Genomic DNA, 24,536 nt, shown 5'->3' on the forward strand with positions numbered 1-24,536 from the left:
ACTTTATGGGGTCACTTCAAATTTATAAAAAAATTTTGTTGGGTGTTTTTTTTGAGTATGAAAGAAAGTCTATTTTCTTATATACTGCTTAATAGTCTTCTAATATCTCGCTGATCGTTAGCAACAGACAGTGGTAAATAAATAAACCTGTAAGTAAGGTAGGGAAGCAGATTCGGTCTCCTTCGTCAGTTGGAACTAGCTTCCTTGTAAGTTCATAGTTAATAAATACATCAGCTAGTTCTGATAAACGATCTTCACCGTTTATAGAGGTAGAGACAATCACTAATCCAATATTTGATTCCGCTAATTTATTTGCAAGGAGAATGGCTTCTTGGTCATCAGTTTGTCTTGTGAATAACAGTACTCGATCTACTGGAGTTAGAGATTGAATTTCGCCGTTTTCAAATAAAGGTTTAAATGCTTCATTTTGCTCAGCACCATCAGTAACCTCTGAAACGATGCCGTAGAATTCTTTTGTGCCGTGGACATAAACATTTCCTTCACCAATAACGGCCTGTGCTAGAAAGCGTGAAGCATCTTCAAAAACTTCCTCTTGTTTAACTACTTTTTGAAAAACTCCATTCAATTGTGTCGAAAAAATTTTTAACATTAAATAATACTCCCTCTTATAAAAGTATGTTCTAACCATTATACTGTAATTTAGGTATATACAAAAAAATTATGAAAAGTAATTTTTTGTAAAGTTTATGAACAAAATGCAGGAAAATGGATTTTTAGGTAGAATGTAAAAATCTAGGGAAGTTTGTATTTTTTTAAGCACGTTATCTGGTTTAGAAAGGTGGTACTATTTTTGGGAAGTAAGTTACTTATTGTAGACGATCAGTACGGAATACGTTTACTTTTACATGAAATTTTCAAAAAAGAAGGCTATGAGGTTTTTCAGGCAGCTAATGGTTTTCAAGCGATTGATATTGTAGTGAAGGATTGTCCCGACTTAGTTATTCTTGATATGAAAATACCAGGTATGGACGGAGTAGAGATTTTAAAACGTATTAAAGAAATAAATAAAGATATTAAAGTCATTTTGATGACGGCTTATGGTGAGCTAGATATTATTGAAGAAGCTAAAAAATTAGGGGCACTACAATATTTTCCAAAACCATTTGATATTGATGAAATTAAGAAGGTTGTTCGAGAGTATACTTCACAACCACAATCTCAGCAGTAAAAAAGCAGATGGGTAGCGGACCATCTGCTTTTATTTTACATTCGCACTTTGAAAGCGTTTTCGGAAATTGGGGATAAAATAGGTAGAAATGTCATTTAATTGTCCAATATGTTACGATAATACGAACATTAGATGATATTTGTTGTGTTTTCATTTCATTTTTTGTATTCTTATGTTGTGATATAAATACCTATTAATTTACATAATAAAGATCGATTTGTAGCATTATATTCTTGTTAGTACAATTATAGGTGCAGATTAATTTTCATAAATGAGTATAAGGAGGGCTTAAAATGCCTTTAGTATCTATGACTGAAATGCTTAATAAAGCAAAAGAAGGTAAGTATGCAGTTGGTCAATACAATATTAATAACTTAGAGTGGACTTTTGCTATTCTTACTGCAGCTGAAAGAGAACAATCACCTGTAATCCTTGGTGTCTCTGAAGGTGCAGCTAAATACATGGGTGGATTTAACACTGTTGTAAAAATGGTTGAAGGTTTACTAATTGATTTAAAAGTGACTGTTCCTGTTGCAATTCATCTTGATCATGGTTCAAGCTATGAAGCTTGTAAAGCTGCAATTGATGCTGGATTTACTTCAGTTATGATTGACGCTTCTCATGATCCGTTTGAGCAAAATGTTGAAACAACTAAAAAAGTTGTAGACTATGCTCATTCTCATGGTGTGTCTGTTGAAGCTGAATTAGGAACTGTTGGTGGACAAGAAGATCACGTTGTTGGTGACATTATCTATGCTGACCCAGCAGAGTGTAAAGAACTTGTAGAGCGTACAGGCATTGACTGCTTAGCTCCAGCTTTAGGTTCTGTTCATGGACCATACAAAGGTGAACCTAAATTAGGTTTCGACGAAATGGAACAAGTTGGTAAAGAGACTAATGTACCATTAGTTTTACACGGTGGAACAGGAATCCCAACTGAACAAATTCAAAAAGCAATCGCTCGTGGAACTGCAAAAATCAACGTAAACACTGAGAACCAAATTGCTTTCAACAAAGCTGTTCGTGATTTCGTTGCAAATGATGCAAACCAATATGATCCACGTAAAGTACTTGGACCAGGTCGCGAAGCAATTATTGCAACAGTGGCTGGTAAAATCCGTGAGTTCGGTACTAGCAACAAAGCGTAATATTTTAAGTTTTTTAGCTTGAAATATGATATATTATAATAAATTAAGCCGTCTAAATTATGTTTAGACGGTTTTCTTGTTTAACCATGCTGTTAAACAAGAAATTTATATGTTTTTTCATTTACACTTGAAGATATTGGACAATAATGATTAGAATTAGTAGAGGACTAATTGATTTTTTTAAAAAATATCTTTACTAAATATCTATTTCTACTTATTCTACCAATTAAATTTTATTTAAAGGGATTGCTTAATATTTATGGAATTTGAAGATATTGTACTAAAAAACGTGCGAGATTTTCCTAAGCAAATGTCTTTACAATAGACTGTTCCTCTCGTATAAACTAAGATTAGGGAAGTAGAAATTTGGAGAAAATAGGTAGAAACTATTTAACAGTTGAGAAGCTGAAAGTTTTACTTCTCTACTATTTTCTTCTGCTCATTTTAGAAGGGAGTATACTATGGAAAAGCTTGTATTAGAAGGCGGTATACCTTTAAAAGGTACTATTCGTGTTAGCGGTGCCAAAAATAGTGCGGTTGCATTAATCCCAGCAACTATACTAGCTAGCTCACCGGTAACACTAGAAGGTGTTCCTAATATTTCAGATGTTCAAACGCTTTGTGACCTACTAGAAGAAATTGGAGGTCAAGTAGAAGTTTCTGATGAAAAAATAATGATTGATCCAACAAATATGGTTGCAATGCCACTTCCAAGTGGAAAAGTAAAAAAATTGCGCGCTTCTTATTATTTAATGGGTGCAATGTTAGGTAGATTTAAGCAAGCGGTTATAGGATTACCGGGTGGATGTTATCTTGGACCAAGACCTATTGATCAACATATAAAAGGTTTTGAAGCATTAGGTGCAAAAGTAACGAATGAGCAAGGTGCAATTTATTTAAGAGCAGAAGAATTAAAAGGTGCACGTATATACCTAGATGTAGTAAGTGTTGGGGCAACGATTAATATCATGTTAGCGGCAGTTTTAGCAAATGGTAGAACCGTTATTGAAAACGCTGCAAAAGAGCCTGAGATTGTTGATGTTGCGACTTTATTAACTAGTATGGGTGCTAAAATTAAAGGTGCTGGTACTGATGTCATTCGAATTGATGGTGTAGAATCTTTATCGGGCTGCACACATACAATTATTCCGGATCGCATTGAAGCAGGGACTTATACAATATTAGCAGCTGCAACTGTGCAAGAAGGGGACAAGGTTATTGTAGATAACGTTATTCCTCATCACTTAGAATCACTTATTGCGAAAATGAGAGAAATGAATATAGATATTGATACGAATGACGATCAAATAATCGTTACAGGATCGAATAGAGAACTGAAATCAGTTGATATTAAAACATTGGTTTATCCAGGTTTTCCGACGGATTTACAGCAGCCGTTTTCTGTATTGCTAACGAAAGCAAATGGGACAGCCGTTATAACTGACACTATTTATGGTGCAAGGTTTAAACATATTGATGAACTTAGAAGAATGAGTGCAACCATTAAAGTAGAGGGAAGTACGGCTATTATTTCTGGTCCATCTGAGTTACAAGGTGGTCGCGTAAAAGCAAGTGATTTACGTGCTGGCGCTGCACTTGTTATAGCAGGTCTAATTGCAGAAGGCAAAACAGAGCTAACTGGATTGGAGCATGTTGATCGAGGATACGAGGATTTAGTTGAAAAGCTTTTAGGCTTAGGAGCAAATGTTTGGCGTGTTCAGTTAACTAAACAAGAAGTTGAACAATTAAAAAATGCGTAAATTTGGATGTCTATATACTCCAGTTTAACATAAATAAGATAGTTTTCATTTACATCAAAGGGGGAGTTTTGAATGGAAAGAAGTTTATCAATGGAGTTAGTGCGTGTTACTGAGGCGGCAGCACTTGCATCAGCAAAATGGATGGGTTTAGGCAAAAAAGATGAAGCAGATGATGCTGCTACAACAGCAATGCGTGATGTGTTTGACACGATTCCTATGAAAGGGACAGTTGTAATTGGCGAAGGGGAAATGGATGAGGCTCCAATGCTTTATATCGGTGAGAAACTTGGAAATGGTTATGGTCCAAGAGTAGATGTAGCAGTTGATCCACTTGAGGGAACAAATATCGTAGCATCTGGTGGCTGGAATGCTTTAGCCGTTATTGCTATAGCTGACCATGGAAATTTATTACATGCGCCTGATATGTATATGGAGAAAATCGCAGTAGGACCTGAAGCTGTAGGTAAAGTTGATATAAATGCATCTGTTCTTGAAAACTTAACGGCTGTAGCAGAAGCAAAAGGGAAAAATATAAATGAAGTCGTTGCAACAGTGTTAAATAGAGAGCGTCACGCGAAATTAATTGAAGAAATTCGTTCTGCAGGTGCTCGAATTAAATTAATCAATGATGGTGATGTAGCTGGTGCAATTAACACAGCTTTTGATCACACAGGTGTTGATATTTTATTCGGTAGCGGTGGAGCACCAGAAGGAGTAATCGCTGCAGTAGCTTTAAAATGCTTAGGTGGCGAACTTCAAGGAAAGTTATTACCTCAAAACGAAGAAGAGATCGAACGTTGCAAACATATGGGCATCGAAGATCCAAACCGTGTATTATACATGGACGATTTAGTTAAAGGTGATGACGCAATTTTTGCTGCTACTGGAGTAACTGATGGAGAATTATTAAAAGGTGTTCAATACAAAGGCAATGTAGGAACTACACATTCATTAGTTATGCGTGCTAAATCAGGAACTGTTCGTTTTGTTGATGGACGTCACAGTTTAAACAAAAAACCTAACCTAGTAATTAAATAATAGAGCAAAAAAGTAGAAGATTCTTATGGTTAATGTTGCATTAACCGATCATCAGAAATCTTCGTCTACAGTCTAAAAAATTTAAATAATAGTGTATTAAAATAATGGCTCTTTCCTTTATTTCCCAAAGGGAAGAGTCATTAAATAGTTCAGTCGAAAAATAGTTGGCATAAAAAACTCTTTCGAATTATAATCTCAATAGATAGTAATCCTATTAATTCTAATTACTTAGAATATTTTTAGGGGAAAAGGTTACACTAAAGAGTAATACTTTATGTAAGTTTCCTTCTTAAAACCTTCTAAATAACCTTCCGAATTAAGAAAAACCCTAATTTGAACGAAAAAAAGTAAAGAGTGGTGTTATATGAGTTTAACAATCTCTGCATTAGAAAGCATGAAATTAAAAGATTTGTATGAACATGCAAAAGTAATGAAAATTTCGTACTACAGCAAATTAACGAAAAAAGAACTTATTTTTGCAATCTTAAAAGCGCAAGCTGAAAAAGATGGATTAATGTTCATGGAAGGTGTATTAGAAATTATCCCTTCAGAAGGATATGGATTCTTACGTCCAATCAATTATTCACCAAGCTCAGAGGATATTTACATTTCTGCATCTCAAATTCGTCGTTTTGATATGCGAAACGGAGATAAAGTTTCCGGTAAAGTACGTCCTCCAAAAGAGAATGAAAGATACTTTGGTCTACTTCAAGTAGAAGCAGTAAATGGAGATGACCCTGAGAATGCGAAAGAACGCGTTCACTTCCCAGGACTTACTGCATTGTATCCTAATCGACAAATGAAGCTTGAAACATCACCTGCTAAGTTTTCAACAAGAATCATCGATATGATTGCCCCAGTAGGATTTGGTCAACGTGGTTTAATTGTAGCCCCTCCAAAAGCAGGTAAAACAGAATTATTAAAAGAAGTTGCAAACAGCATAACAACAAATCACCCAGAAGCAGAACTAATTGTATTACTAATCGATGAGCGACCAGAAGAGGTAACGGATATCGAACGTTCTGTAAAAGGAGATGTTGTTAGTTCAACTTTCGATGAGACGCCAGATAGTCATATTAAAGTTGCTGAATTAGTATTAGAGCGCGCTATGAGACTAGTAGAGCATAAGAAAGATGTCATTATTTTAATGGATAGTATAACTAGACTTGCTCGTGCATACAATTTAGTTATTCCGCCGAGCGGTCGTACATTATCAGGTGGTATTGACCCTGCTGCGTTCCATAGACCAAAACGATTCTTTGGTGCTGCGCGAAACATTGAAGAAGGCGGAAGCTTAACGATTTTAGCTACAGCTTTAATCGATACAGGTTCTCGTATGGACGATGTTATTTATGAAGAATTCAAAGGAACTGGAAATATGGAGCTTCATCTTGATCGTTCGTTAGCTGAACGTCGTATTTTCCCTGCGATTGACATTCGTCGTTCTGGAACACGTAAGGAAGATTTATTAATACCAAAAGATCATCTGGACAAGCTATGGTTAATGAGAAAAACAATGTCAGATATTCCAGACTTTGTTGAACGTTATTTCAGAATGCTTCGTCAAACGAAAACAAATGAAGAATTCTTCAATACGATGACCGAAGAAAGTAGAAAGACACCTGTCTCTCATAAATAGTTGGAAGATATAAGCAACCTGTAAGAGAAAATAGTGGGTTGCAATCTCCCGGGTTAGTTGCTATAATTTCATTTGTATGTGAAATGTAAATTATGTGGTATACACATAGTTTCTTATAACTCTGATTTCAAGGATTTCAGGGCGGAAGGAGATGAAAAACATGAAAGCGAATATTCATCCTAATTACAAGAAAGTAGTGTTTATGGATATTAACACTGGTTTCAAATTCTTAAGCGGATCAACAAAATATTCTAACGAAACAATCGAGTGGGAAGATGGCGAAACTTACCCTTTAATCAAAGTTGAGGTTTCTTCTGATTCACACCCATTCTACACTGGTCGTCAGAAATTTGCTAACGCTGCAGGACGTGTTGAACGTTTCAACAAAAAATACGGCCTTAAGTAATATTGATGAAAAGCAGGCGAGTTATTGCTACTTTGCCTGCTTTTTTTACGCATTTATAGTCAAATATCATAGAAGTATAATTCAATATAATGAATTTTTATATAGATAGAAAAGATACTTACACAAACAATAATGCTGAATTTTCTAGCGTTTTATAATAGCTTAAAATAAATAAAATAGTCTTTGTACTGATATAGAAAGGTGAGACACATAATGTTCTTTATGATGAAAAAAAATGGTTGGATTGAAATGATTTGCGGAAGTATGTTTTCTGGAAAATCAGAGGAACTAATTCGCCGCGTTCGTCGTACACAATTTGCAAGGCAGAGTTGTGTTACATTCAAACCATCAATTGATAATCGATACAGTGAAGTAGAAGTGGTGTCTCACACGGGTATGAAAGTACCTGCTTACGCAGTAACACACTCATCACACATCCTAAAATACGTAACCGAAGAAGTTGAAGTAGTTGCAATAGACGAGATTCAATTCTTTGATGACGAAATCGTAAATATAGTTCAACAACTTGCGAACTCAGGAAAAAGAGTCATTTGCGCGGGATTAGATCAAGACTTCAGAGGATTACCTTTCGGAAGGGTACCTGAAATATTATCGATTGCCGAACATGTAACAAAACTAAACGCGGTTTGTGCTACGTGCGGCTCTCCAGCAAGTAGAACTCAAAGATTAATAAATGGTAAACCAGCTTTATTTGAAGACCCTATCATTTTAGTAGGTGCGTCTGAATCATACGAACCAAGATGTCGCCATTGCCACGAGGTACCAACTAAAACAATTCAACCAGCTCTTCAAAATCAAAATGATTAATTGACAGTAGGTTGAAAATTAGCAATTAAGACCATATACTAAGAGTTGTGGATAGACGGCGCAATAACGCATTTATCAGGCAATTAGAATTAAAGAAGCGATTTTGTATCGCTTCTTTCGATATATATTTAGTAAAAATTTAAGACGAAAATGTCGAGGTGAAAATTATGTTTGATCGATTACAAGCCGTAGAGGATCGCTATGATAGATTAAACGATTTACTTAGTGACCCTGAAATTTTAAATGACTCAAAAAAATTACGTGAATACTCAAAAGAACAATCTGATATTCAAGAAACGGTTGATGCTTACCGTCAATACAAATCAGTTAAAGAGCAAATCCAAGATGCAAAAGCTATGCTTGAAGAGAAGCTTGATGCTGATATGAAAGAAATGGTAAAAGAAGAATTAAACGAATTAGAAAACGAATCTAAAGAGCTAGAAGAGCAATTAAAAATTCTTTTAATTCCAAAGGATCCTAATGATGATAAAAACGTTATCGTTGAGATTCGTGGTGCAGCAGGAGGAGACGAGGCTGCATTATTCGCTTCTACACTTTACCGTATGTACAGCCGTTATGCTGAGGTAAATGGATGGAAAACAGAAATCATTGAAGGTAACTATACAGAGCTAGGTGGCTTTAAAGAGGTTATCTTTATGATAAACGGTAAAGGTGCTTACTCAAAATTAAAATTTGAAAATGGTGCTCACCGTGTTCAACGTGTTCCCGAAACAGAATCAGGTGGTAGAATTCATACTTCAACTGCAACAGTAGCTGTTTTACCAGAAGCTGAAGAAGTTGAAATTGAAATACATGACAAAGATATTCGTGTTGATACATTTGCTTCAAGTGGACCTGGTGGACAATCGGTAAATACAACGATGTCTGCTGTTCGTTTAACACATATTCCTACGAATACAGTTGTATCATGTCAGGACGAAAAATCACAGATTAAGAATAAAGAAAAAGCGATGAAGGTTCTTCGCGCTAGGGTTTATGATAAATTCCAAAGAGAAGTTCAAGCTGAATATGATCAAAACCGTAAGCAGGCTGTAGGGACGGGTGACCGCTCTGAACGTATCCGTACTTATAACTTCCCACAAAACCGTGTAACTGACCATCGAATTGGATTAACAATTCAAAAGCTTGATCAAATCGTTGAAGGTAAAATCGACGAAATTATTAATGCATTAATTATGGATGACCAAGCGAAACGAATGGAACAAAGTCAATAATGACGACAAAGATATATGAAGCCCTAAAATGGGCTTCTTCTTTTTTACAAGAACACGGTCGCGATGAAAATGTGGGTGAAATTGCATTAAAACATATATTAGACTGCAATCGAACGGAATTGCTGTTGAATATGAGAGAAGATTTAGAAGACAGTCAGTGGACACAATTTCAGGATTTTATTAATAAGCATATTGAAGGTCAGCCAATACAATATTTGATTGGATATGAGTATTTTTATGGTCGTAAATTCTTCGTTAATGAGGAAGTCCTAATTCCTCGACCGGAAACAGAAGAATTAGTAGAAGGGGTTCTACAACGTATTCAAAAACATTGGAACAATACAGATCGACTTGAACTAGTTGATGTAGGTACAGGTAGTGGAGCAATTGCAATCTCACTTGAGCTTGAAAGTAATCAACTTACAGTTCATACAGTCGATATAGCAGAAGAATCAATCCAAGTTGCTAAACGAAATGCACAAGAGCTACATGCGAAAGTTCATTTTATTCATAATGATTTACTTAATTACTTTATTGAAGAAAATAAGAAGGTTGATATTGTTGTATCAAATCCACCTTATATTCCTCATGAGGATTGGTTAGGATTAGATGATGTTGTTAAAAATCATGAGCCATACCGTGCTTTAGTGGGCGGTGAAGACGGTCTAGATTTTTACCGCCGTTTTGCAAATGACTTACCTAAAGTATTAAAAGAAAAGTCACTTGTTGCATTTGAGGTTGGTGTAAACCAAGGTGAGCCAGTTGCTGACATCTTAAGAAAAGCTTTTCCGGGTGCAGCTGTTGAAGTTGTTTTCGATATAAATGGAAAAGACCGAATGGTATATATGTTAAATAGCTAATAGTGAATCGTAGTACATTGAACTGTAAAAAATCAATGTATTGCGATTCTTTTTTAATATGATAAAGTTGAAAAAGATAAGGAATTTTAATCAAAAAAACTTAATGAAAGAAGATAGTAGAATGAAAAAGTTTAATGGTTGGATTGTGTTTAATGGTCATATTACAGCTACAAAATTTACCGAACTTTTCGAATGGTTACGAGATACTGCAACTGCTAAAGGCATTGATGTCACGTTAGTTAAACATTATGAACTCGTTCCAGTAATCGAAAAAGGTCAAGCAATTTTAAAAGGGAAATACGCGAACCAAAAGCCTGATTTTGTTATCTTTTGGGACAAGGATGTTCATTTAGCTAGGCATTTAGAAAATATGGGACTTAAATTATATAATTCCGCTAAGACCATCGAAGTCTGCGATGATAAAGCTTTAACTTTTCAGGAATTATCAAACTTCGATATCCCGATGCCAAAAACGATTACTGCACCACTCTTATTTCCGAATTGTGATTTAACAAATTTTGATTTTTATGAAGAAGTAATCAAGGAACTAGGTTTCCCATTAATAATAAAAGAATCATTTGGTTCATTTGGTAGACAAGTTTATTTAGTTGAGAACAGAGAAGATTTTTTCATAAAGGTAGAAGAGCTTAAACATGTACCTCATATTTACCAAGAATTCATAGAGTCAAGTAGAGGGACTGACATTCGTATTCAAGTAGTAGGAAATCAAGTAGTAACGTCTGTGCTAAGAAAATCAGAATCAGATTTCCGTGCGAACGTTACTAACGGTGGAAAAATGTACAAATATGAGCCGACAGAGGAGCAAATTAACCTAGCACTAAAATGCTCTGAAATTTTAAAAGCTGATTTTGCTGGAATTGACTTATTATTTGGCGAAGACGGAAAAACATATTTATGTGAAGTGAACTCAAATGCGCATTTTAAAAATATTTATTTATGTACAGATGTGGATACGACCAAATATATAATCGATTATATTATTGAAGACTTGGAGAAAAGTATATGATTGGCTGGTTAATCTATTCAGAAGCGGATGCAGATCGAAATAAATCGTATATCGACTGGTTAATAAGTGGAGCAATGGAAAATGGATTTGAACTAAAGTTACTTTATACGGAAGATCTTGTAATTGGTATTCGAAATGGTGTGAATGTACTTTTCTACCAAGGTAAAGAAATAAGTAAGCCGGCTTTTATTATAATGAGAGCAATATCACAAATACTATCCTCCCACTTTGAAGAAATGGGAATTAGAGTTTTTAATAACCATGCCATTTCATCAATGGCCAATCACAAGTTTTTAACTCATCAGAAGCTTGCTAACTTAGGAATTCCTATGCTAGACACTCTTTATTGTAAAAAAAGTACAATTGCAAAGGCAATCGACACAATTCAGTTCCCTTGTGTACTTAAAAATTGCACAGGAAGAGGCGGTAGTGAAGTATTTCTTATCAATGACCAAGAAGAACTTTTGGAGACAGTACAGAACTCAAATTTCGATGAATTATTAATTCAAAGTGTTGCAGAGCAATTAGGCAAGGATTTAAGAGTTTTTATTATCGGCAAAGAGATTATAGCAGCTGTTTTAAGATATTCAGAAAAGGACTTTCGAGCTAATTATTCATTAGGTGGAGGTGCGATACTATATGAACTTTCCCAAACTGAAAAAGAACTCATTCAAAAAATAGTAGACCACTTTGATTTCGACTTCGTTGGAATTGACTTCATGTTCGATGCAGATAATCAACTAATCTTAAATGAAATTGAAGATGTAGTAGGCAGTAGAACATTATATACAGTATCTGATATTGATATTGTTTCGCTCTATATGGATTATATAAAGAAAGCACTTGCTTAAAATACAATGACCGTAGCCATTCAAAGTCTTCTATTTTACGAAATGAGAGAGTTCTAGAAAAGACTTTCTTTAACAATCGAGTATAGTTCGACTCCTAAGAGAGATGCGCGAATGCTTAGTCCCATGGGAAGTGGCCATGCTGTAATGGAAATCGTCGGTATACTTATCAACAGAAAAAATAGAATACTAGTGTTTAAGAAACTTATAATTTGTCTACACTGTTCCTAGAGGGATGGTGGAGAGAATGAAAACTAAAAATAAAACAAAACTAACATATAGAATTATTTCTTTATTTATCATATTATTGATCAGCTCATCGGTATTAATGCCACTTCGAGATACAAATGCGAAAGGCAATGAAATGGTGGTAATTCCGAAGAAAGCTGTAAGATTAAGAATACTAGCAAATAGTGATTCTAGTGAAGACCAAGCTCTTAAGCGTAAAGTAAGAGACGAAGTTAATGCTCAAATTAGCACTTGGGTAAAAGATTTAACAAGCTTCGAAGAGGGACAAAAGGTTATTAAAAGCCATATTCCAGACTTACAAAAAACAGTTGCACGCGTTATTAAAGAAGAAGGCTCTAATCAATCATTTACAATTACTTTCTCTAAAAAAGTTAAATTCCCTACAAAATTATATGGAAGTTTCTTATATCCTGCTGGAGATTACGAAGCTGTACTAATTAAACTTGGTGCAGGTCAAGGAGCGAACTGGTGGTGCGTATTGTTCCCGCCTTTATGCTTTCTAGATTTTTCAAATGGTGATGCAACATTAAACAAAGATGCACTTCAAGCTCAACAAAAAGTTGATAAAGAAACGAAAATAGAAGATGAGCCTAAAAACGAACCTACAAAGAATGATGATATAACTCGTTTAGGTAATGATGATGGTTCGTTTAAACATAGCAATGATTTACAAATTGAAGATGATGCTGAATCTAATAGCAGTGAAGCAGTTGCAGCATCTACGCTACCTACTGATGAGCCAAACAGCGATATAAAAGTTGAAAGCTTCTTCGTACAAATGTTTAAAAACTTATTTTAGTTCTAGCAATCTCCCTATGTGCATAAAGTATTACAAGCATATTAGGGAGGTTTTTTTATGAAAATAAGATCAGCTATTCAAGAAGATTTCGAAACAATTTTTTCATTTCTAGGACAAGCAGGATTATCTACAAACGGGCTAGAGGAACAACAAGAATCTTTTTTCATAATGGAAGATGACTTCGGGAAAGCAGAAGCAGTTATTGGGTATGAACAAGATGGAGAAGAAGCATTATTAAGATCACTAGTAGTTGCGCCTACCATTTATTCACATCATATGGTACTCTTTTTACAAAGTGTTCTTGATAAACTAAAAGAGGAAATGATTAATAAAGTATATTTATTAACAAGGCAGCATGTTGTTCAAGACTTATTCCTTTTACTTGGTTTCGGGCAGGTGGACAGGGATGATGTGTCGGACAGTATTAAAGAAATGAATCATTATCAAACTACTATTACAAATGAAGAAGTGTTAGTTTACCAAAAAGAACTATACACAAAGTTATCCACAAATTAGCAAGTTTTGTCCACAATTTGTGGATAAAACTTGCTTTTCATTCTTTGGATCATGTCTAAATTTGTAAAATATACACTATTATTCACTCTAAAGAGAGGTGCTACGGATGGAAACTAAAATATGGTATGTGGATAATCCTGTGAATAAAGTAGAAGTTTACCCACAGATTGTGGATGCAGCTAAAAATTTACAGTTAGGTCAAGTTGTCGCATTTCCGACAGAAACAGTTTATGGACTAGGAGCGAATGCTCTATCAGATGAGGCAGTCCAACGAATTTTCGAGGCTAAAGGTAGACCAAGTGATAATCCACTTATTGTACACATTGCTAACGAAGAGCAATTAGACAGTCTAGTAGAAGAAATTCCAGCAGATGCAAAAAAATTAATGGATGCCTTTTGGCCAGGACCATTAACTTTAATATTAAAAAGCAAAAAAAATGTCTCAAAATATGTAACGGCAGGTTTATCCACAGTTGGTGTAAGAATGCCAGATCACCCAGTCGCTTTAGCGTTAATTGAATCATGTAATTTACCAATAGCTGCACCAAGTGCAAATACATCAGGAAAACCTAGTCCTACTTCTGCAAAACATGTATTTGAAGATTTAAACGGACGAATAGTAGGGATCGTCGATGGTGGTAGCACAGGAGTAGGGGTAGAATCAACTGTGATCGACTGCTCTCAAGAGATATTTACGATATTAAGACCAGGCAGCGTTACGCCAGAAATGATTAAAGAAATCATATCAACAGTAGAAGTAGATCCATCAACTATGAAAGAAAACGAAGCGCCAAAATCTCCTGGAATGAAATATAAGCACTATGCCCCAGACGCTCAAATGCATCTTGTAAATGGAAGCATTGAGTTTATGCACAAACTTATACACAATTCCAAAAAAGAAGGAAAAAGAGTCGGGATCTTAACAACGGAAGAAAACATAACACAATATGAAGCCGACGTTGTACTCGCGTGCGGAAAGCGTAATGATCTATCAACCGTAGCAGCATCACTATACGATTGCATTCGTAAATTTAACGATGAACATGTAGATATTATTTACTGTGAAACCTTCCCGTACGAAGGAATCGGAATTGCAATCATGAATCGATTGTGGAAAGCTTGTGGACACTCGGTAGTGCAGGAAAAATAATAGAAGCTCCTTGGGGCTTCTATTATTTTTTTTTGCTGTCAGAGGAAGTGCAAATAAAAAAGTCAAAACTGCAATGAAAATCAAGAAAACTACAAATAAGAGCAAGAATCATGAAGAAATTGAGTGAAAGAATAAAAGAATAGAAGAAAAACCAATAAAATTGATTGAAAAACAACCGAATGCCAAAATATAGTCTAGTAAAACCATAAATAACGCAAAAAAACCATCAGTGTTAAGTTCAGAGAAGGATTTCAACACTATATCAAAGGAGTTCGCTACGATATCAACGAGATTCAACAATATATCAACGAAGTTCGCTACGATATCAATGAGATTCAACAATATATCAATAAAGTTCGCTACGATATCAACGAGATTCATCAATATATCAATAAATTTAGTTACGATATCAACGAAATTTACCATTATATCAACAAAGTTCACAACTATATCAACAAAGTCCACATTTTGTTCGCCTTTTACGAAATTGAACCCCACTCTCCTATTATTAAAATTTATTAATTTCCCTCATATGAATTGTAGGACGTGCATATCTTTTAATAGCAAGTCCTAGGGGGGAAAGCATGAGTAGCTCATTAATCGATGAAATGATTACATTAACAATTATGGGATCTGCGCTAGGTTTAGATGCATTCTCAGTTGGATTAGGGATGGGTGTCATACAACTTAAATTTAAACAAATCATAAATATTGGTATTGTAATCGGGCTGTTTCATGTAATAATGCCCTTATTAGGAATGATCATAGGTTATGAGCTATCAGATAAATTTGGGCGGTACGCTGTATTACTCGGTGGAGTGTTATTACTAGGAATAGGCTTCCATATGATATATTCTACATTGTTTGGAAAAGAGGAAAATAAGTACTCACCTAGTGGATTCGGTTTATTAATTTTTGCGTTTAGTGTGAGTGTAGACAGTTTTTCAGTCGGAATTAGTTTAGGTACATTTGGTGCAAAAACTTGGCTAACGATTATTTTATTTGGTATTATTAGTACAATTTTAACTTGGGCTGGTTTATTTTTAGGACGAAGAGTAGAGCAAGAACTTGGTAAATTTGGGGAACTATTAGGTGGTTCATTCTTGCTAATTTTCGGTATTAAGCTACTATTTTTTTCTTAATAGATACATAAGTTATAAAACGTTAAGGATGGAGACAATTGCCCCATCCTTTTATTTTTTAGTAAAATGAATTAAATAAAACGTTCCGATCAATGAAGGTGAGGTATAGAAATGAAAAATATATTATTTGTTTGTACTGGAAACACATGTAGAAGCCCAATGGCAGAAGCGCTGCTAAGGCACCATGGTAATGAGTTGTTTCAAGTTAAATCTGCAGGTGTATTTGCAATGCCAGGTATTCCTGCGTCTCAAAATGCAATATTGGCGTTAAAGAATAAAGGGATTGATGCGAATCATTCGTCCCAGCAGGTAAATGAAGAACTATTAGAATGGTCTTCGAATGTCCTATCAATGACATCGAGCCATAAACAAATGCTAATTACTAACTTCCCTCAGTATAAGGATAAAATATTTACATTTTATGAATTTATAAATGGTCAGAGTATAGATATTTCTGATCCATACGGAGGATCATTACCAATTTATGAACATACATTGAACGAATTAGAAGAATTAGTAAAACAAATCGTTCAAAATGCAAACTAATCATAATTTATTTGATGAAAGGTTGTTAATTAGATTCCCTCAATATGAACATAATAGTGTAAGATAGAAAATGGAAGACAAGTCATACATAAAAAAATACACTATGATGTCAATATGGGGGTTATCTAATGAAAGTAGCAATAGCATCTGATCACGGTGGAGTAAACATACGTCAAGAAATTATGAATTTAATGGATGAAATGGGCATTCAATACGAAGATTATGGTTGCGAATGTGGTACATCTGTAGACTACCCAGATTACGCATTTCCAGTAGCTCAAAAAGTAGCAAGTGGAGAAGTGGATCGAGGAATTTTAATTTGTGGAACAGGCATTGGAATGTCAATTGCTGCGAATAAAGTAGAGGGAATTCGTTGCGCATTGGCACACGATACGTTTAGTGCAAAAGCAACTCGTCAGCATAACAATACAAATATTCTTGCAATGGGAGAACGAGTAATTGGACCTGGCCTAGCAAGAGACATTGCGAAAATTTGGTTATTGACTGAATTTGAAGGCGGACGTCATGAAAACCGAGTAAATAAAATTACAGAATACGAAAAAACTCATAAATTATAAAAAACAAAAAAAAGCCGTTAATCCAAAACCGATTGTGAAGATTATCGGTTTTTTTATAATTAAGTACTTATCAGATCTTGATATAAATGAAAGGAGGAAAAGAAATGAATGAAGAGCAAAATTTAGTAGCTAGGCAAATAAAGTCATTATTAAATGAACTGAATGATGAAGTAAATTTTACAAGTGAACATGTAATAGTAATTGGTTGTAGTACTAGTGAAGTAAGCGGACAAAGAATTGGCACTTCGGGGACAATTGAAGTAGCAGAGGTTTTATTTAGTGAAATTAAAGCTTTTCAAGATGAAACAGGCGTACAATTAGCATTTCAATGTTGTGAACATTTAAATAGAGCGCTAGTTGTTCAGAAAAAGACAGCAAAAAGCTTACATCTAGATGAGGTAACAGTTGTACCAGTCCGTACTGCAGGAGGTGCCCTTGCTTCGTACGCATTTAGACATTTAGAGAATGCTGTTATTGTTGAGCATATTAAAGCTGATGCAGGAATTGATATTGGAGACACATTGATCGGAATGCATTTAAAACATGTGGCTGTTCCTTTAAGAACGAGTATTAAACAAGTTGGACAAGCTCATATTACAGCGGCAAAAACACGTCCAAAGTTAATCGGTGGAGCACGTGCAGTTTATTCAATAGATGAAGACTTGAAATAATATTTTTTAATAGAATAGAATAGCTAAATGTTAGTAAATTGAAAGATATGTCTTTTATTTTTAATACAAAACATGGTAAAATAGAAAGGAATTCGTTCGTTTTATCGAATAATATAGTAAATTTATACTAATAATGTTCGTGTTTTACAATAAGGGGGATATAGCCGTGGAAAATTTAAAAAAGCAAGATCCATCATTGTATGAAGCAATGCAGTTAGAACTAGGTAGACAACGTACTAAAATCGAATTAATTGCTTCTGAAAACTTTGTAAGCGAAGCAGTAATGGAAGCCCAAGGTTCAGTATTAACAAATAAATATGCTGAAGGTTACCCAAGTAAACGATACTATGGTGGTTGTGAATATGTAGACATCGTAGAAAACATTGCAAGAGACCGTGCAAAAGAAATTTTCGGAGCGGAACATGTTAACGTTCAACCTCATTCAGGTGCTCAAGCGAATATGGCAGTTTATTTCACTATTTTAAAACATGGTGATACAGTATTAGGAATGAATTTATCACATGGTGGTCATTTAACTCACGGAAGTCCAGTAAACTTCAGTGGGGTTCAATATAACTTTGTTGAGTATGGTGTAGATCCAGAATCTCAAGTAATCAATTATGAGGATGTATTAGAAAAAGCTAAATTACACAAGCCAAAATTAATTGTAGCTGGTGCTAGTGCTTATCCAAGAGCAATTGACTTTAAAAAATTCAGAGAGATTGCAGATGAAGTTGGAGCATACTTAATGGTTGATATGGCTCATATTGCTGGTTTAGTAGCAACAGGTCATCACCAAAATCCAGTTCCATTCGCTGATTTCGTGACAACAACGACTCATAAAACTTTACGCGGCCCACGTGGTGGTATGATTTTATGTAAAGAAGAATACGCAAAAGCGATTGATAAATCAATCTTCCCTGGAATTCAAGGTGGACCATTAATGCACGTAATTGCAGCAAAAGCAGTTGCATTTGGTGAAGCTTTACAAGATGATTTTAAAAATTATGCTCAAGCAATCATTGATAACGCTGCGCGTTTAGCAGAAGGATTAAAATCTAACGGGTTAAATTTAGTATCTGGTGGTACGGACAATCATTTAATTCTAATTGACGTTCGTTCATTAGAGTTAACTGGTAAAGTTGCTGAACATGTGTTAGATGAAGTTGGAATTACATGTAACAAAAATACAATTCCATTCGATCCAGCAAGCCCATTTGTAACAAGTGGTATTCGTATCGGTACAGCGGCTGTAACTTCAAGAGGCTTTACTTTAGAAGATATGGAAGAAATCGCATCAATTATTGCTGATACTTTAAAAGATCACGAAAATGAAGAAGTATTAGAAACATCTCGCAAACGAGTTAATGCTTTATCTAGCAAATACGAATTATATCCTACATTTTAATTAATAAAGTAGCTATCTTTAGAACTGCTTATGAGCAGTACACTAAAGATAGCTTTATTTTTGAAAAGTTATGTGAAGGAGTTCATATAAAGTTCATTAAAATATGTGAAATAGCTCACAATAATTGGTTGGAATAGAGTACAATAACTCATGTAAACAACAAAAAATAAATTATACGGAGGCAAAAAAATTATGTTTATTAATTTTTTAAGAACTAATAAAATTGCATCTGGTTTCTTAGCTATTATTCGTCTTTATTTAGGATATGAGTGGATTCATGCAGGCTGGGGTAAATTATCAGCTGGTGGATTTGATGCTTCAGGATTTTTAGGATTTGCAGTAAAAAGCGCGACAGGGGAACATCCAGCAGTACAAGGCTGGTGGGCAGACTTCCTTACAAATTTTGCATTACCAAACATTGATCTATTTAACTTTTTAGTGCCAATCGGAGAATTTGCAATAGGACTTGGACTAATTCTTGGGTGCTTTACAAAATCAGCAATGTTCTTTGGCTTAATGATGAATTTTGCGTTCATGTTTAGTGGTACTACTAGCACAAACCCTCAAATGGTTTTATTAGGAATCTTTATTATCATCGCTGGTTCAAATGCAGGACGTTTAGGATTAGATCACTATATTAGCAAATTTATTAATCGAAAAATTTACTCTTCAAAAGTTTCAACAAATAATTTAAGCAAAGCATCTTAATCTTATAAAAAATAAAAACTTCCCTTCCGCTAGATTTTTCATAAAGAAGGGGAGTTTTTTCATGAAAATGGGTAAAAATAGCAACTAGATTAGTAAAAAAAGGAAAATTTTGAGTCGCAATAAAAAAAGATATAAATTAATTCACTTTGATTATAGATGTGGCTTGAATTATTTAACCGCTTTCGGTATTCTTTTTAAGAATAAGAAATTACTAAGTATTTGCAAGGAGCGATATAAGTGAGTAAAGTATACGTTTTTGATCATCCGTTAATTCAACATAAAGTTTCTTTAATTCGTAAGAAAGATACTGGAACAAAGGAATTTCGCGCACTAGTTGATGAAGTTGCAGGCTTAATGGCATTTGAAATTACACGCGATTTACCATTACAAGAAGTGGAAATTGAAACACCAGTTGCAATTGCAAAATCGAAAGTTATTGCTGGTAAAAAATTAGGGATTGTACCAATTTTACGTGCTGGTTTAGGAATGGTTGATGGTTTCCTTCAATTAGTTCCTGCAGCGAAAGTTGGACACGTTGGATTATACCGTGACCCTGAGACTTTAAAACCGGTTGAATATTATGTTAAACTTCCTACAGATGTTGAAGAACGTGACTTCATTGTGATTGATCCAATGCTAGCAACAGGTGGCTCAGCAGTTGAAGCAATTAATTCTTTAAAAACACGTGGTGCGAAAAATATTAAGTTTATGTGCTTAATTGCTGCTCCAGAAGGTGTTGAAGTCCTTCAAAAAGCACACCCTGATGTGGATATTTATATAGCTGCTCTTGATGAAAAATTAAACGATCATGGTTATATTGTACCGGGCCTTGGCGATGCTGGAGATCGTTTATTTGGTACGAAGTAATTGCATTTAAAAAGCTTTCCTAATCATAGGAGAGCTTTTTTTAATTAAAAGGGGTATAATAATTAAAATTTGAGCGCGAAAATTGGATCGGTAAGTTAAAGGGGATTAAAACAATGTCTTTGGAAAAACAAAGGTTAATAATAGATGCAGCAAGATTGTATTATGACTCTGATTTTAGTCAACAAGAGATCGCAACTAAGTTAGGAATCTCTCGTCCAACCGTATCAAGATTACTCCAACAAGCAAAAGAATTGGGATATGTACGAATTGAAATTATAGATCCTCTTGAAGGTAATCAGGATTTAGCAAGAGAATTAAAAAGAAAATATAATTTAGAGTCTGTTGACGTTTGTTATGCACCAATTGATGACCAGAACGAGGTATTGCAAACAATTACGAAAAAAGCTGCAGATGTATTAGTAAATATAGTACATGATGGTGATATTGTAGGAGTAACTTGGGGGACTACTATGTACCATATTGCAACGAAACTAAGCAACAAACCGGTAAAAGGTGTGGAGATTATTCAACTAAACGGTGGAGTAAGTTACTCTAAAACGAATACATATGCAACTGAAACAGTGAATTTATTTGCTGAAGCATTTAATACGGTTCCAAGATATTTACCATTGCCAGTTATATTTGATAATCCACAAGTAAAGCAAATGGTCGAAGGGGATCGTCATATTGGCCGTTTAATCGAATTAGGTAAACAATCTAATGTCGCTATTTTTACAGTAGGAACAGTAAAAAAAGATGCTTTATTATTTAGAGTTGGATACTTAAATGAAAAAGAAGAAAATGATTTGCAATCATTTGCTGTGGGAGATATTTGCTCTCGCTTTTTTGATAAAGAAGGAAATATTTATTCTAAACTGCTTGATAGCCGAACAATTGGTATAGAGTTAGATGAACTAAGAAGTAAAGAAAAATCGATATTAGTTGCGGGTGGAGAAAGAAAAATCCACGCAATTCACGGTGCATTGATGGGGAAATATGCAAACATATTGATAACCGATCAATTTACTGCAAAGCGATTATTAGAGCAAGGATAAAGTGAGAAAGAATTAGTAGAAAACAAAAGGAAGCCGAAAAAAGGCTTCTTTTTTTTCATATTAAGAAAGTAAAAATTGGAAATGGGGAAGGGAAAATGAACTAGTTTTCAATTATTAGGTAAAAATGGCTTGGAAAATCGGCTAATATCTTAATATTACAGGGAAAATTATCCTTGAACATAAGTTCAAAATGTATTTTACAAAATTTCACGTCGATGTTATAGTAAAGACATATTCTTAGTAAATAAATTTTAACAAATAAAAATTAATCATTAAGGGAGCGAATTTATATGAATTACGCAAGTTTAGTAGATCACACATTATTACGCGCAGATGCAAAAAAAGAAGAGATTACAACATTAGCTAAAGAAGCAAAAGAATTTAGCTTTGCGTCTATCTGTATTAATCCTACTTGGGTTTCATATGCAAGTGAATTATTAAAAGATTCTTCTGTGAAGGTTTGTACAGTAATTGGTTTCCCTCTAGGAGCAAATACTCCAGAAGTTAAAGCATTCGAAACTAAAAATGCAATTGAGAATGGTGCTGGAGAAGTTGATATGGTTATCAATATTTCTGCATTAAAAGAAAAAAATGATGAATTAGTTGAAAGAGATGTTCGTGCAGTTGTAGAAGCAGCTAATGGTAAAGCTTTAGTAAAAGTAATTATTGAAACTTGTCTTTTAACTGACGAAGAAAAAGTTAGAGCATGTGAATTATCAGTAAAAGCTGGTGCTGACTTTGTAAAAACTTCTACAGGATTTTCAACTGGTGGAGCAACAGTAGAAGATGTTGCATTAATGCGTAAAACTGTTGGAGCAAACGTAGGTGTTAAAGCTTCTGGTGGTGTTCGTAACTTAAAAGATGTAGAAAACGTAGTGGCTGCTGGTGCTAACCGAATCGGTACAAGTTCAGGTGTTAAAATCGTTCAAGGTGAAGAAGCAAACACAGCTTATTAATTTCTAAATAATTTTAATATAAAAAAAAGTGAGTGAGTTATTGCTCTTTAGCTCTTCCGTTGGTAATATGGTAAAGCGAAGACAAAACTCACACACTTTAATAAATGAATTACCTAACAATTGTTAAAGGGTGATAAATATGAATACACAAACATTAATTAGTGAAGCTTTAAAGGCTCGTGAAAACGCATACGCTCCTTACTCGAAATTTAAAGTAGGTGCAGCGATTTTATTGAATAACCAAACTATTTACACAGGTTGTAATGTTGAAAATGCCTCTTATGGACTAACAAATTGTGCAGAAAGAACGGCTATTTTTAGTGCAGTAGCTGCTGGAAACACCTCAGCAAAAATTGAAGCAATCGCGATCGTAGGAGACACTGAAGGTCCAATTTCACCGTGCGGTGCATGTAGACAAGTAATCGCAGAATTTAGCGATGAAAACACAAAAGTATTCTTAACTAACTTAAAAGGCGATGTTGCTGAAACAACGGTTAAGGAATTACTTCCAGGATCATTTAGTTCAAAAGATTTAGAAGGCTAATCCTTGTCTGACATCTAACTTCTAGATGATGTCTGACATCCAACAAATATAAAAGTTGTGTTCGTTTTGAAAGCGCTTATATTAAAAAATAAAATTTATTGGATTTTCGGGGGAGAAACATGAAATATATTATAGCTCTTATTGGACTACTAGTTGTTTTCGGTCTGGCTTTCGTTGCTAGTAGTGATCGTAAAAAGATTAAATATCGTCCATTAGTAATCATGGTCGTTATTCAAATCATTTTAGCTTTCGTACTATTAAATACTGAAGTAGGTTTATTCTTAATTAAAGGAATTTCAAACGGCTTTGGAAAGTTATTAGAATATGCTGCAGAAGGTGTGAATTTCGTATTCGGTGGAATGATCAATGCGAACGCTGCTCCTTTCTTCACAGGTGTATTATTACCGATCGTATTTATTTCTGCTTTAATTGGTATTTTACAATACACAAAAATTTTACCGTTCGTAATCAAATATATTGGTTTAATTTTAAGCAAAATCAATGGAATGGGTAAATTAGAATCTTACAATGCGGTAGCTTCTGCAATTTTAGGACAATCTGAAGTATTCATTTCAGTTAAAAAACAACTTGGTCTTTTACCAAAGAATCGTTTATATACACTTTGTGCATCGGCAATGTCAACTGTATCTATGTCAATCGTAGGTGCATATATGACAATGATTGAACCAAAATATGTAGTAACTGCAATTGTCTTAAACTTATTTGGTGGGTTTATTATTTCATCAATTATCAATCCTTACACTGTAACTCCTGAAGAAGATATCTTAACTGTACAAGAAGAGGAAAAACAAACATTCTTCGAAATGCTAGGCGAGTATATTTTAGATGGATTCAAAGTAGCGATTATCGTTGCAGCAATGTTAATTGGTTTTGTTGCATTAATTGGTGCAATCAATAATATTTTTGATATGATTTTTGGAATCTCATTCCAAGGTATTTTAGGATATGTTTTTGCTCCATTCGCATTTATTATGGGTGTACCATTTAAAGAAGCGGTTGATGCAGGTAGCATTATGGCGACTAAGCTTGTTTCAAATGAGTTCGTTGCGATGATGGATTTAGGGAAAGCAAGTAAACACTTCTCAGCTCGTACATTAGGAATTGTTTCAGTATTCCTTGTATCATTTGCTAACTTCTCATCTATCGGTATTATTGCTGGAGCAGTTAAAGGATTACATGAAAAACAAGGTAATGCTGTTGCTCGTTTCGGCTTAAAATTATTATTTGGTGCAACATTAGTAAGTGTTTTAACAGCTATTATCGTTGGTATCGTTTTAAATTAATTTAATTCAAGCGTTTGACTTCGATCAGGCGCTTGTATTTTTTTTCTAATCTTAATCTAGGAGGG

Annotated in this window: 27 protein-coding genes; 25 read left to right on the forward strand and 2 right to left on the reverse strand. The window is 34.5% G+C overall.

Translation table 11 applies throughout. The features are described 5' to 3' along the window. Positions 1–88 precede the first annotated feature (88 nt). Positions 89–610, reverse strand: coding sequence for a DUF2529 family protein (locus CN601_RS06320; protein ID WP_179865460.1), 522 nt, complete (start codon positions 608–610; stop codon positions 89–91). A 201-nt stretch (positions 611–811) separates the two neighbouring features. On the opposite strand from CN601_RS06320, the gene CN601_RS06325 reads away from it, so the two are divergent. The 14 genes from CN601_RS06325 to CN601_RS06390 all read left to right on the forward strand — a co-directional run bounded on the left by CN601_RS06325 (position 812) and on the right by CN601_RS06390 (position 14,692). After that, positions 812–1,189, forward strand: coding sequence for a response regulator (locus CN601_RS06325; RefSeq protein WP_088070284.1), 378 nt, complete (start codon positions 812–814; stop codon positions 1,187–1,189). A 293-nt stretch (positions 1,190–1,482) separates the two neighbouring features. Then, positions 1,483–2,337 carry a class II fructose-bisphosphate aldolase gene (locus tag CN601_RS06330; protein WP_098118959.1) on the forward strand — a complete coding sequence of 285 codons (855 nt, stop codon included), beginning with the start codon at positions 1,483–1,485 and terminating at the stop codon, positions 2,335–2,337. A 461-nt stretch (positions 2,338–2,798) separates the two neighbouring features. Beyond that, positions 2,799–4,097, forward strand: coding sequence for a UDP-N-acetylglucosamine 1-carboxyvinyltransferase (locus CN601_RS06335; protein WP_098118958.1), 1,299 nt, complete (start codon positions 2,799–2,801; stop codon positions 4,095–4,097). Between the two features lie 72 nt (positions 4,098–4,169). Further along, the gene (glpX, locus tag CN601_RS06340; RefSeq protein WP_098118957.1) at positions 4,170–5,135 is read left to right on the forward strand and encodes a class II fructose-bisphosphatase; all 966 of its coding nucleotides are present in this window, start codon (positions 4,170–4,172) and stop codon (positions 5,133–5,135) included. Between the two features lie 364 nt (positions 5,136–5,499). After that, the gene (gene rho / locus CN601_RS06345) at positions 5,500–6,774 is read left to right on the forward strand and encodes a transcription termination factor Rho (protein ID WP_098118956.1); all 1,275 of its coding nucleotides are present in this window, start codon (positions 5,500–5,502) and stop codon (positions 6,772–6,774) included. A 160-nt stretch (positions 6,775–6,934) separates the two neighbouring features. After that, on the forward strand, positions 6,935–7,180 hold the full coding sequence (locus CN601_RS06350; RefSeq protein WP_025671035.1) for a type B 50S ribosomal protein L31: 246 nt from the start codon (positions 6,935–6,937) through the stop codon (positions 7,178–7,180). A gap of 213 nt (positions 7,181–7,393) precedes the next feature. Continuing rightward, positions 7,394–8,008, forward strand: coding sequence for a thymidine kinase (locus tag CN601_RS06355; RefSeq protein WP_098118955.1), 615 nt, complete (start codon positions 7,394–7,396; stop codon positions 8,006–8,008). Positions 8,009–8,175: 167 nt separating this feature from the next. Next, entirely contained in the window at positions 8,176–9,243 is a 1,068-nt protein-coding gene (gene prfA, locus CN601_RS06360; RefSeq protein WP_142317313.1) for a peptide chain release factor 1, read from the forward strand. Continuing rightward, the gene (prmC, locus tag CN601_RS06365; protein WP_098170515.1) at positions 9,243–10,103 is read left to right on the forward strand and encodes a peptide chain release factor N(5)-glutamine methyltransferase; all 861 of its coding nucleotides are present in this window, start codon (positions 9,243–9,245) and stop codon (positions 10,101–10,103) included. Before prfA ends, prmC begins: the two co-directional genes overlap by 1 nt. A gap of 121 nt (positions 10,104–10,224) precedes the next feature. Continuing rightward, positions 10,225–11,130: an ATP-grasp domain-containing protein gene (locus CN601_RS06370; RefSeq protein ID WP_098170516.1), complete on the forward strand. Its 906-nt coding sequence runs from the start codon at positions 10,225–10,227 to the stop codon at positions 11,128–11,130. Then, positions 11,127–11,981, forward strand: coding sequence for an ATP-grasp domain-containing protein (locus CN601_RS06375; protein ID WP_098170517.1), 855 nt, complete (start codon positions 11,127–11,129; stop codon positions 11,979–11,981). Before CN601_RS06370 ends, CN601_RS06375 begins: the two co-directional genes overlap by 4 nt. A gap of 325 nt (positions 11,982–12,306) precedes the next feature. After that, the gene (gene spoIIR, locus CN601_RS28250; protein ID WP_483861202.1) at positions 12,307–13,026 is read left to right on the forward strand and encodes a stage II sporulation protein R; all 720 of its coding nucleotides are present in this window, start codon (positions 12,307–12,309) and stop codon (positions 13,024–13,026) included. 57 nt (positions 13,027–13,083) lie between these two features. Continuing rightward, complete coding sequence (locus CN601_RS06385) at positions 13,084–13,542, forward strand: GNAT family N-acetyltransferase (protein ID WP_098170519.1); 459 nt, start codon at positions 13,084–13,086, stop codon at positions 13,540–13,542. 106 nt (positions 13,543–13,648) lie between these two features. Continuing rightward, positions 13,649–14,692 (forward strand): L-threonylcarbamoyladenylate synthase, encoded by a 1,044-nt coding sequence (locus CN601_RS06390; RefSeq protein WP_098170520.1) that lies wholly within the window; start codon positions 13,649–13,651, stop codon positions 14,690–14,692. Positions 14,693–14,800: 108 nt separating this feature from the next. Here CN601_RS06390 and CN601_RS06395 read toward each other — a convergent pair whose 3' ends face one another. Next, positions 14,801–15,190, reverse strand: coding sequence for a hypothetical protein (locus CN601_RS06395; protein ID WP_098170521.1), 390 nt, complete (start codon positions 15,188–15,190; stop codon positions 14,801–14,803). Between the two features lie 86 nt (positions 15,191–15,276). On the opposite strand from CN601_RS06395, the gene CN601_RS06400 reads away from it, so the two are divergent. The 11 genes from CN601_RS06400 to CN601_RS06450 all read left to right on the forward strand — a co-directional run bounded on the left by CN601_RS06400 (position 15,277) and on the right by CN601_RS06450 (position 24,471). Further along, the gene (locus tag CN601_RS06400; protein WP_098118946.1) at positions 15,277–15,834 is read left to right on the forward strand and encodes a manganese efflux pump MntP; all 558 of its coding nucleotides are present in this window, start codon (positions 15,277–15,279) and stop codon (positions 15,832–15,834) included. Positions 15,835–15,945: 111 nt separating this feature from the next. Next, positions 15,946–16,380 carry a low molecular weight protein arginine phosphatase gene (locus tag CN601_RS06405; protein ID WP_098170522.1) on the forward strand — a complete coding sequence of 145 codons (435 nt, stop codon included), beginning with the start codon at positions 15,946–15,948 and terminating at the stop codon, positions 16,378–16,380. 128 nt (positions 16,381–16,508) lie between these two features. Next, positions 16,509–16,958, forward strand: a complete 450-nt coding sequence (rpiB, locus tag CN601_RS06410) for a ribose 5-phosphate isomerase B (protein WP_098170523.1) — start codon at positions 16,509–16,511, stop codon at positions 16,956–16,958. An 86-nt stretch (positions 16,959–17,044) separates the two neighbouring features. Further along, a complete protein-coding gene (locus CN601_RS06415; RefSeq protein ID WP_373604958.1) occupies positions 17,045–17,629 on the forward strand; it encodes a TIGR01440 family protein in 585 nt (194 codons plus the stop codon). A gap of 166 nt (positions 17,630–17,795) precedes the next feature. Beyond that, on the forward strand, positions 17,796–19,037 hold the full coding sequence (locus tag CN601_RS06420; protein ID WP_142317315.1) for a serine hydroxymethyltransferase: 1,242 nt from the start codon (positions 17,796–17,798) through the stop codon (positions 19,035–19,037). Between the two features lie 192 nt (positions 19,038–19,229). Continuing rightward, positions 19,230–19,745: a DoxX family protein gene (locus CN601_RS06425; protein ID WP_098170526.1), complete on the forward strand. Its 516-nt coding sequence runs from the start codon at positions 19,230–19,232 to the stop codon at positions 19,743–19,745. Positions 19,746–19,982: 237 nt separating this feature from the next. Next, positions 19,983–20,612, forward strand: a complete 630-nt coding sequence (gene upp, locus CN601_RS06430; RefSeq protein ID WP_025568588.1) for a uracil phosphoribosyltransferase — start codon at positions 19,983–19,985, stop codon at positions 20,610–20,612. 113 nt (positions 20,613–20,725) lie between these two features. Further along, the gene (locus CN601_RS06435) at positions 20,726–21,667 is read left to right on the forward strand and encodes a DNA-binding transcriptional repressor DeoR (protein WP_098170527.1); all 942 of its coding nucleotides are present in this window, start codon (positions 20,726–20,728) and stop codon (positions 21,665–21,667) included. 290 nt (positions 21,668–21,957) lie between these two features. Next, positions 21,958–22,623: a deoxyribose-phosphate aldolase gene (gene deoC, locus CN601_RS06440; protein WP_098170528.1), complete on the forward strand. Its 666-nt coding sequence runs from the start codon at positions 21,958–21,960 to the stop codon at positions 22,621–22,623. Positions 22,624–22,762: 139 nt separating this feature from the next. Then, positions 22,763–23,167 (forward strand): cytidine deaminase, encoded by a 405-nt coding sequence (locus tag CN601_RS06445; protein WP_098170529.1) that lies wholly within the window; start codon positions 22,763–22,765, stop codon positions 23,165–23,167. A 119-nt stretch (positions 23,168–23,286) separates the two neighbouring features. Continuing rightward, positions 23,287–24,471, forward strand: a complete 1,185-nt coding sequence (locus tag CN601_RS06450; RefSeq protein WP_098118937.1) for a NupC/NupG family nucleoside CNT transporter — start codon at positions 23,287–23,289, stop codon at positions 24,469–24,471. The last annotated feature ends 65 nt before the right edge of the window (positions 24,472–24,536 follow it).

It is taken from the genome of Bacillus sp. AFS017336, assembly GCF_002555445.1.
Taxonomy (GTDB): domain Bacteria; phylum Bacillota; class Bacilli; order Bacillales; family Bacillaceae_G; genus Gottfriedia.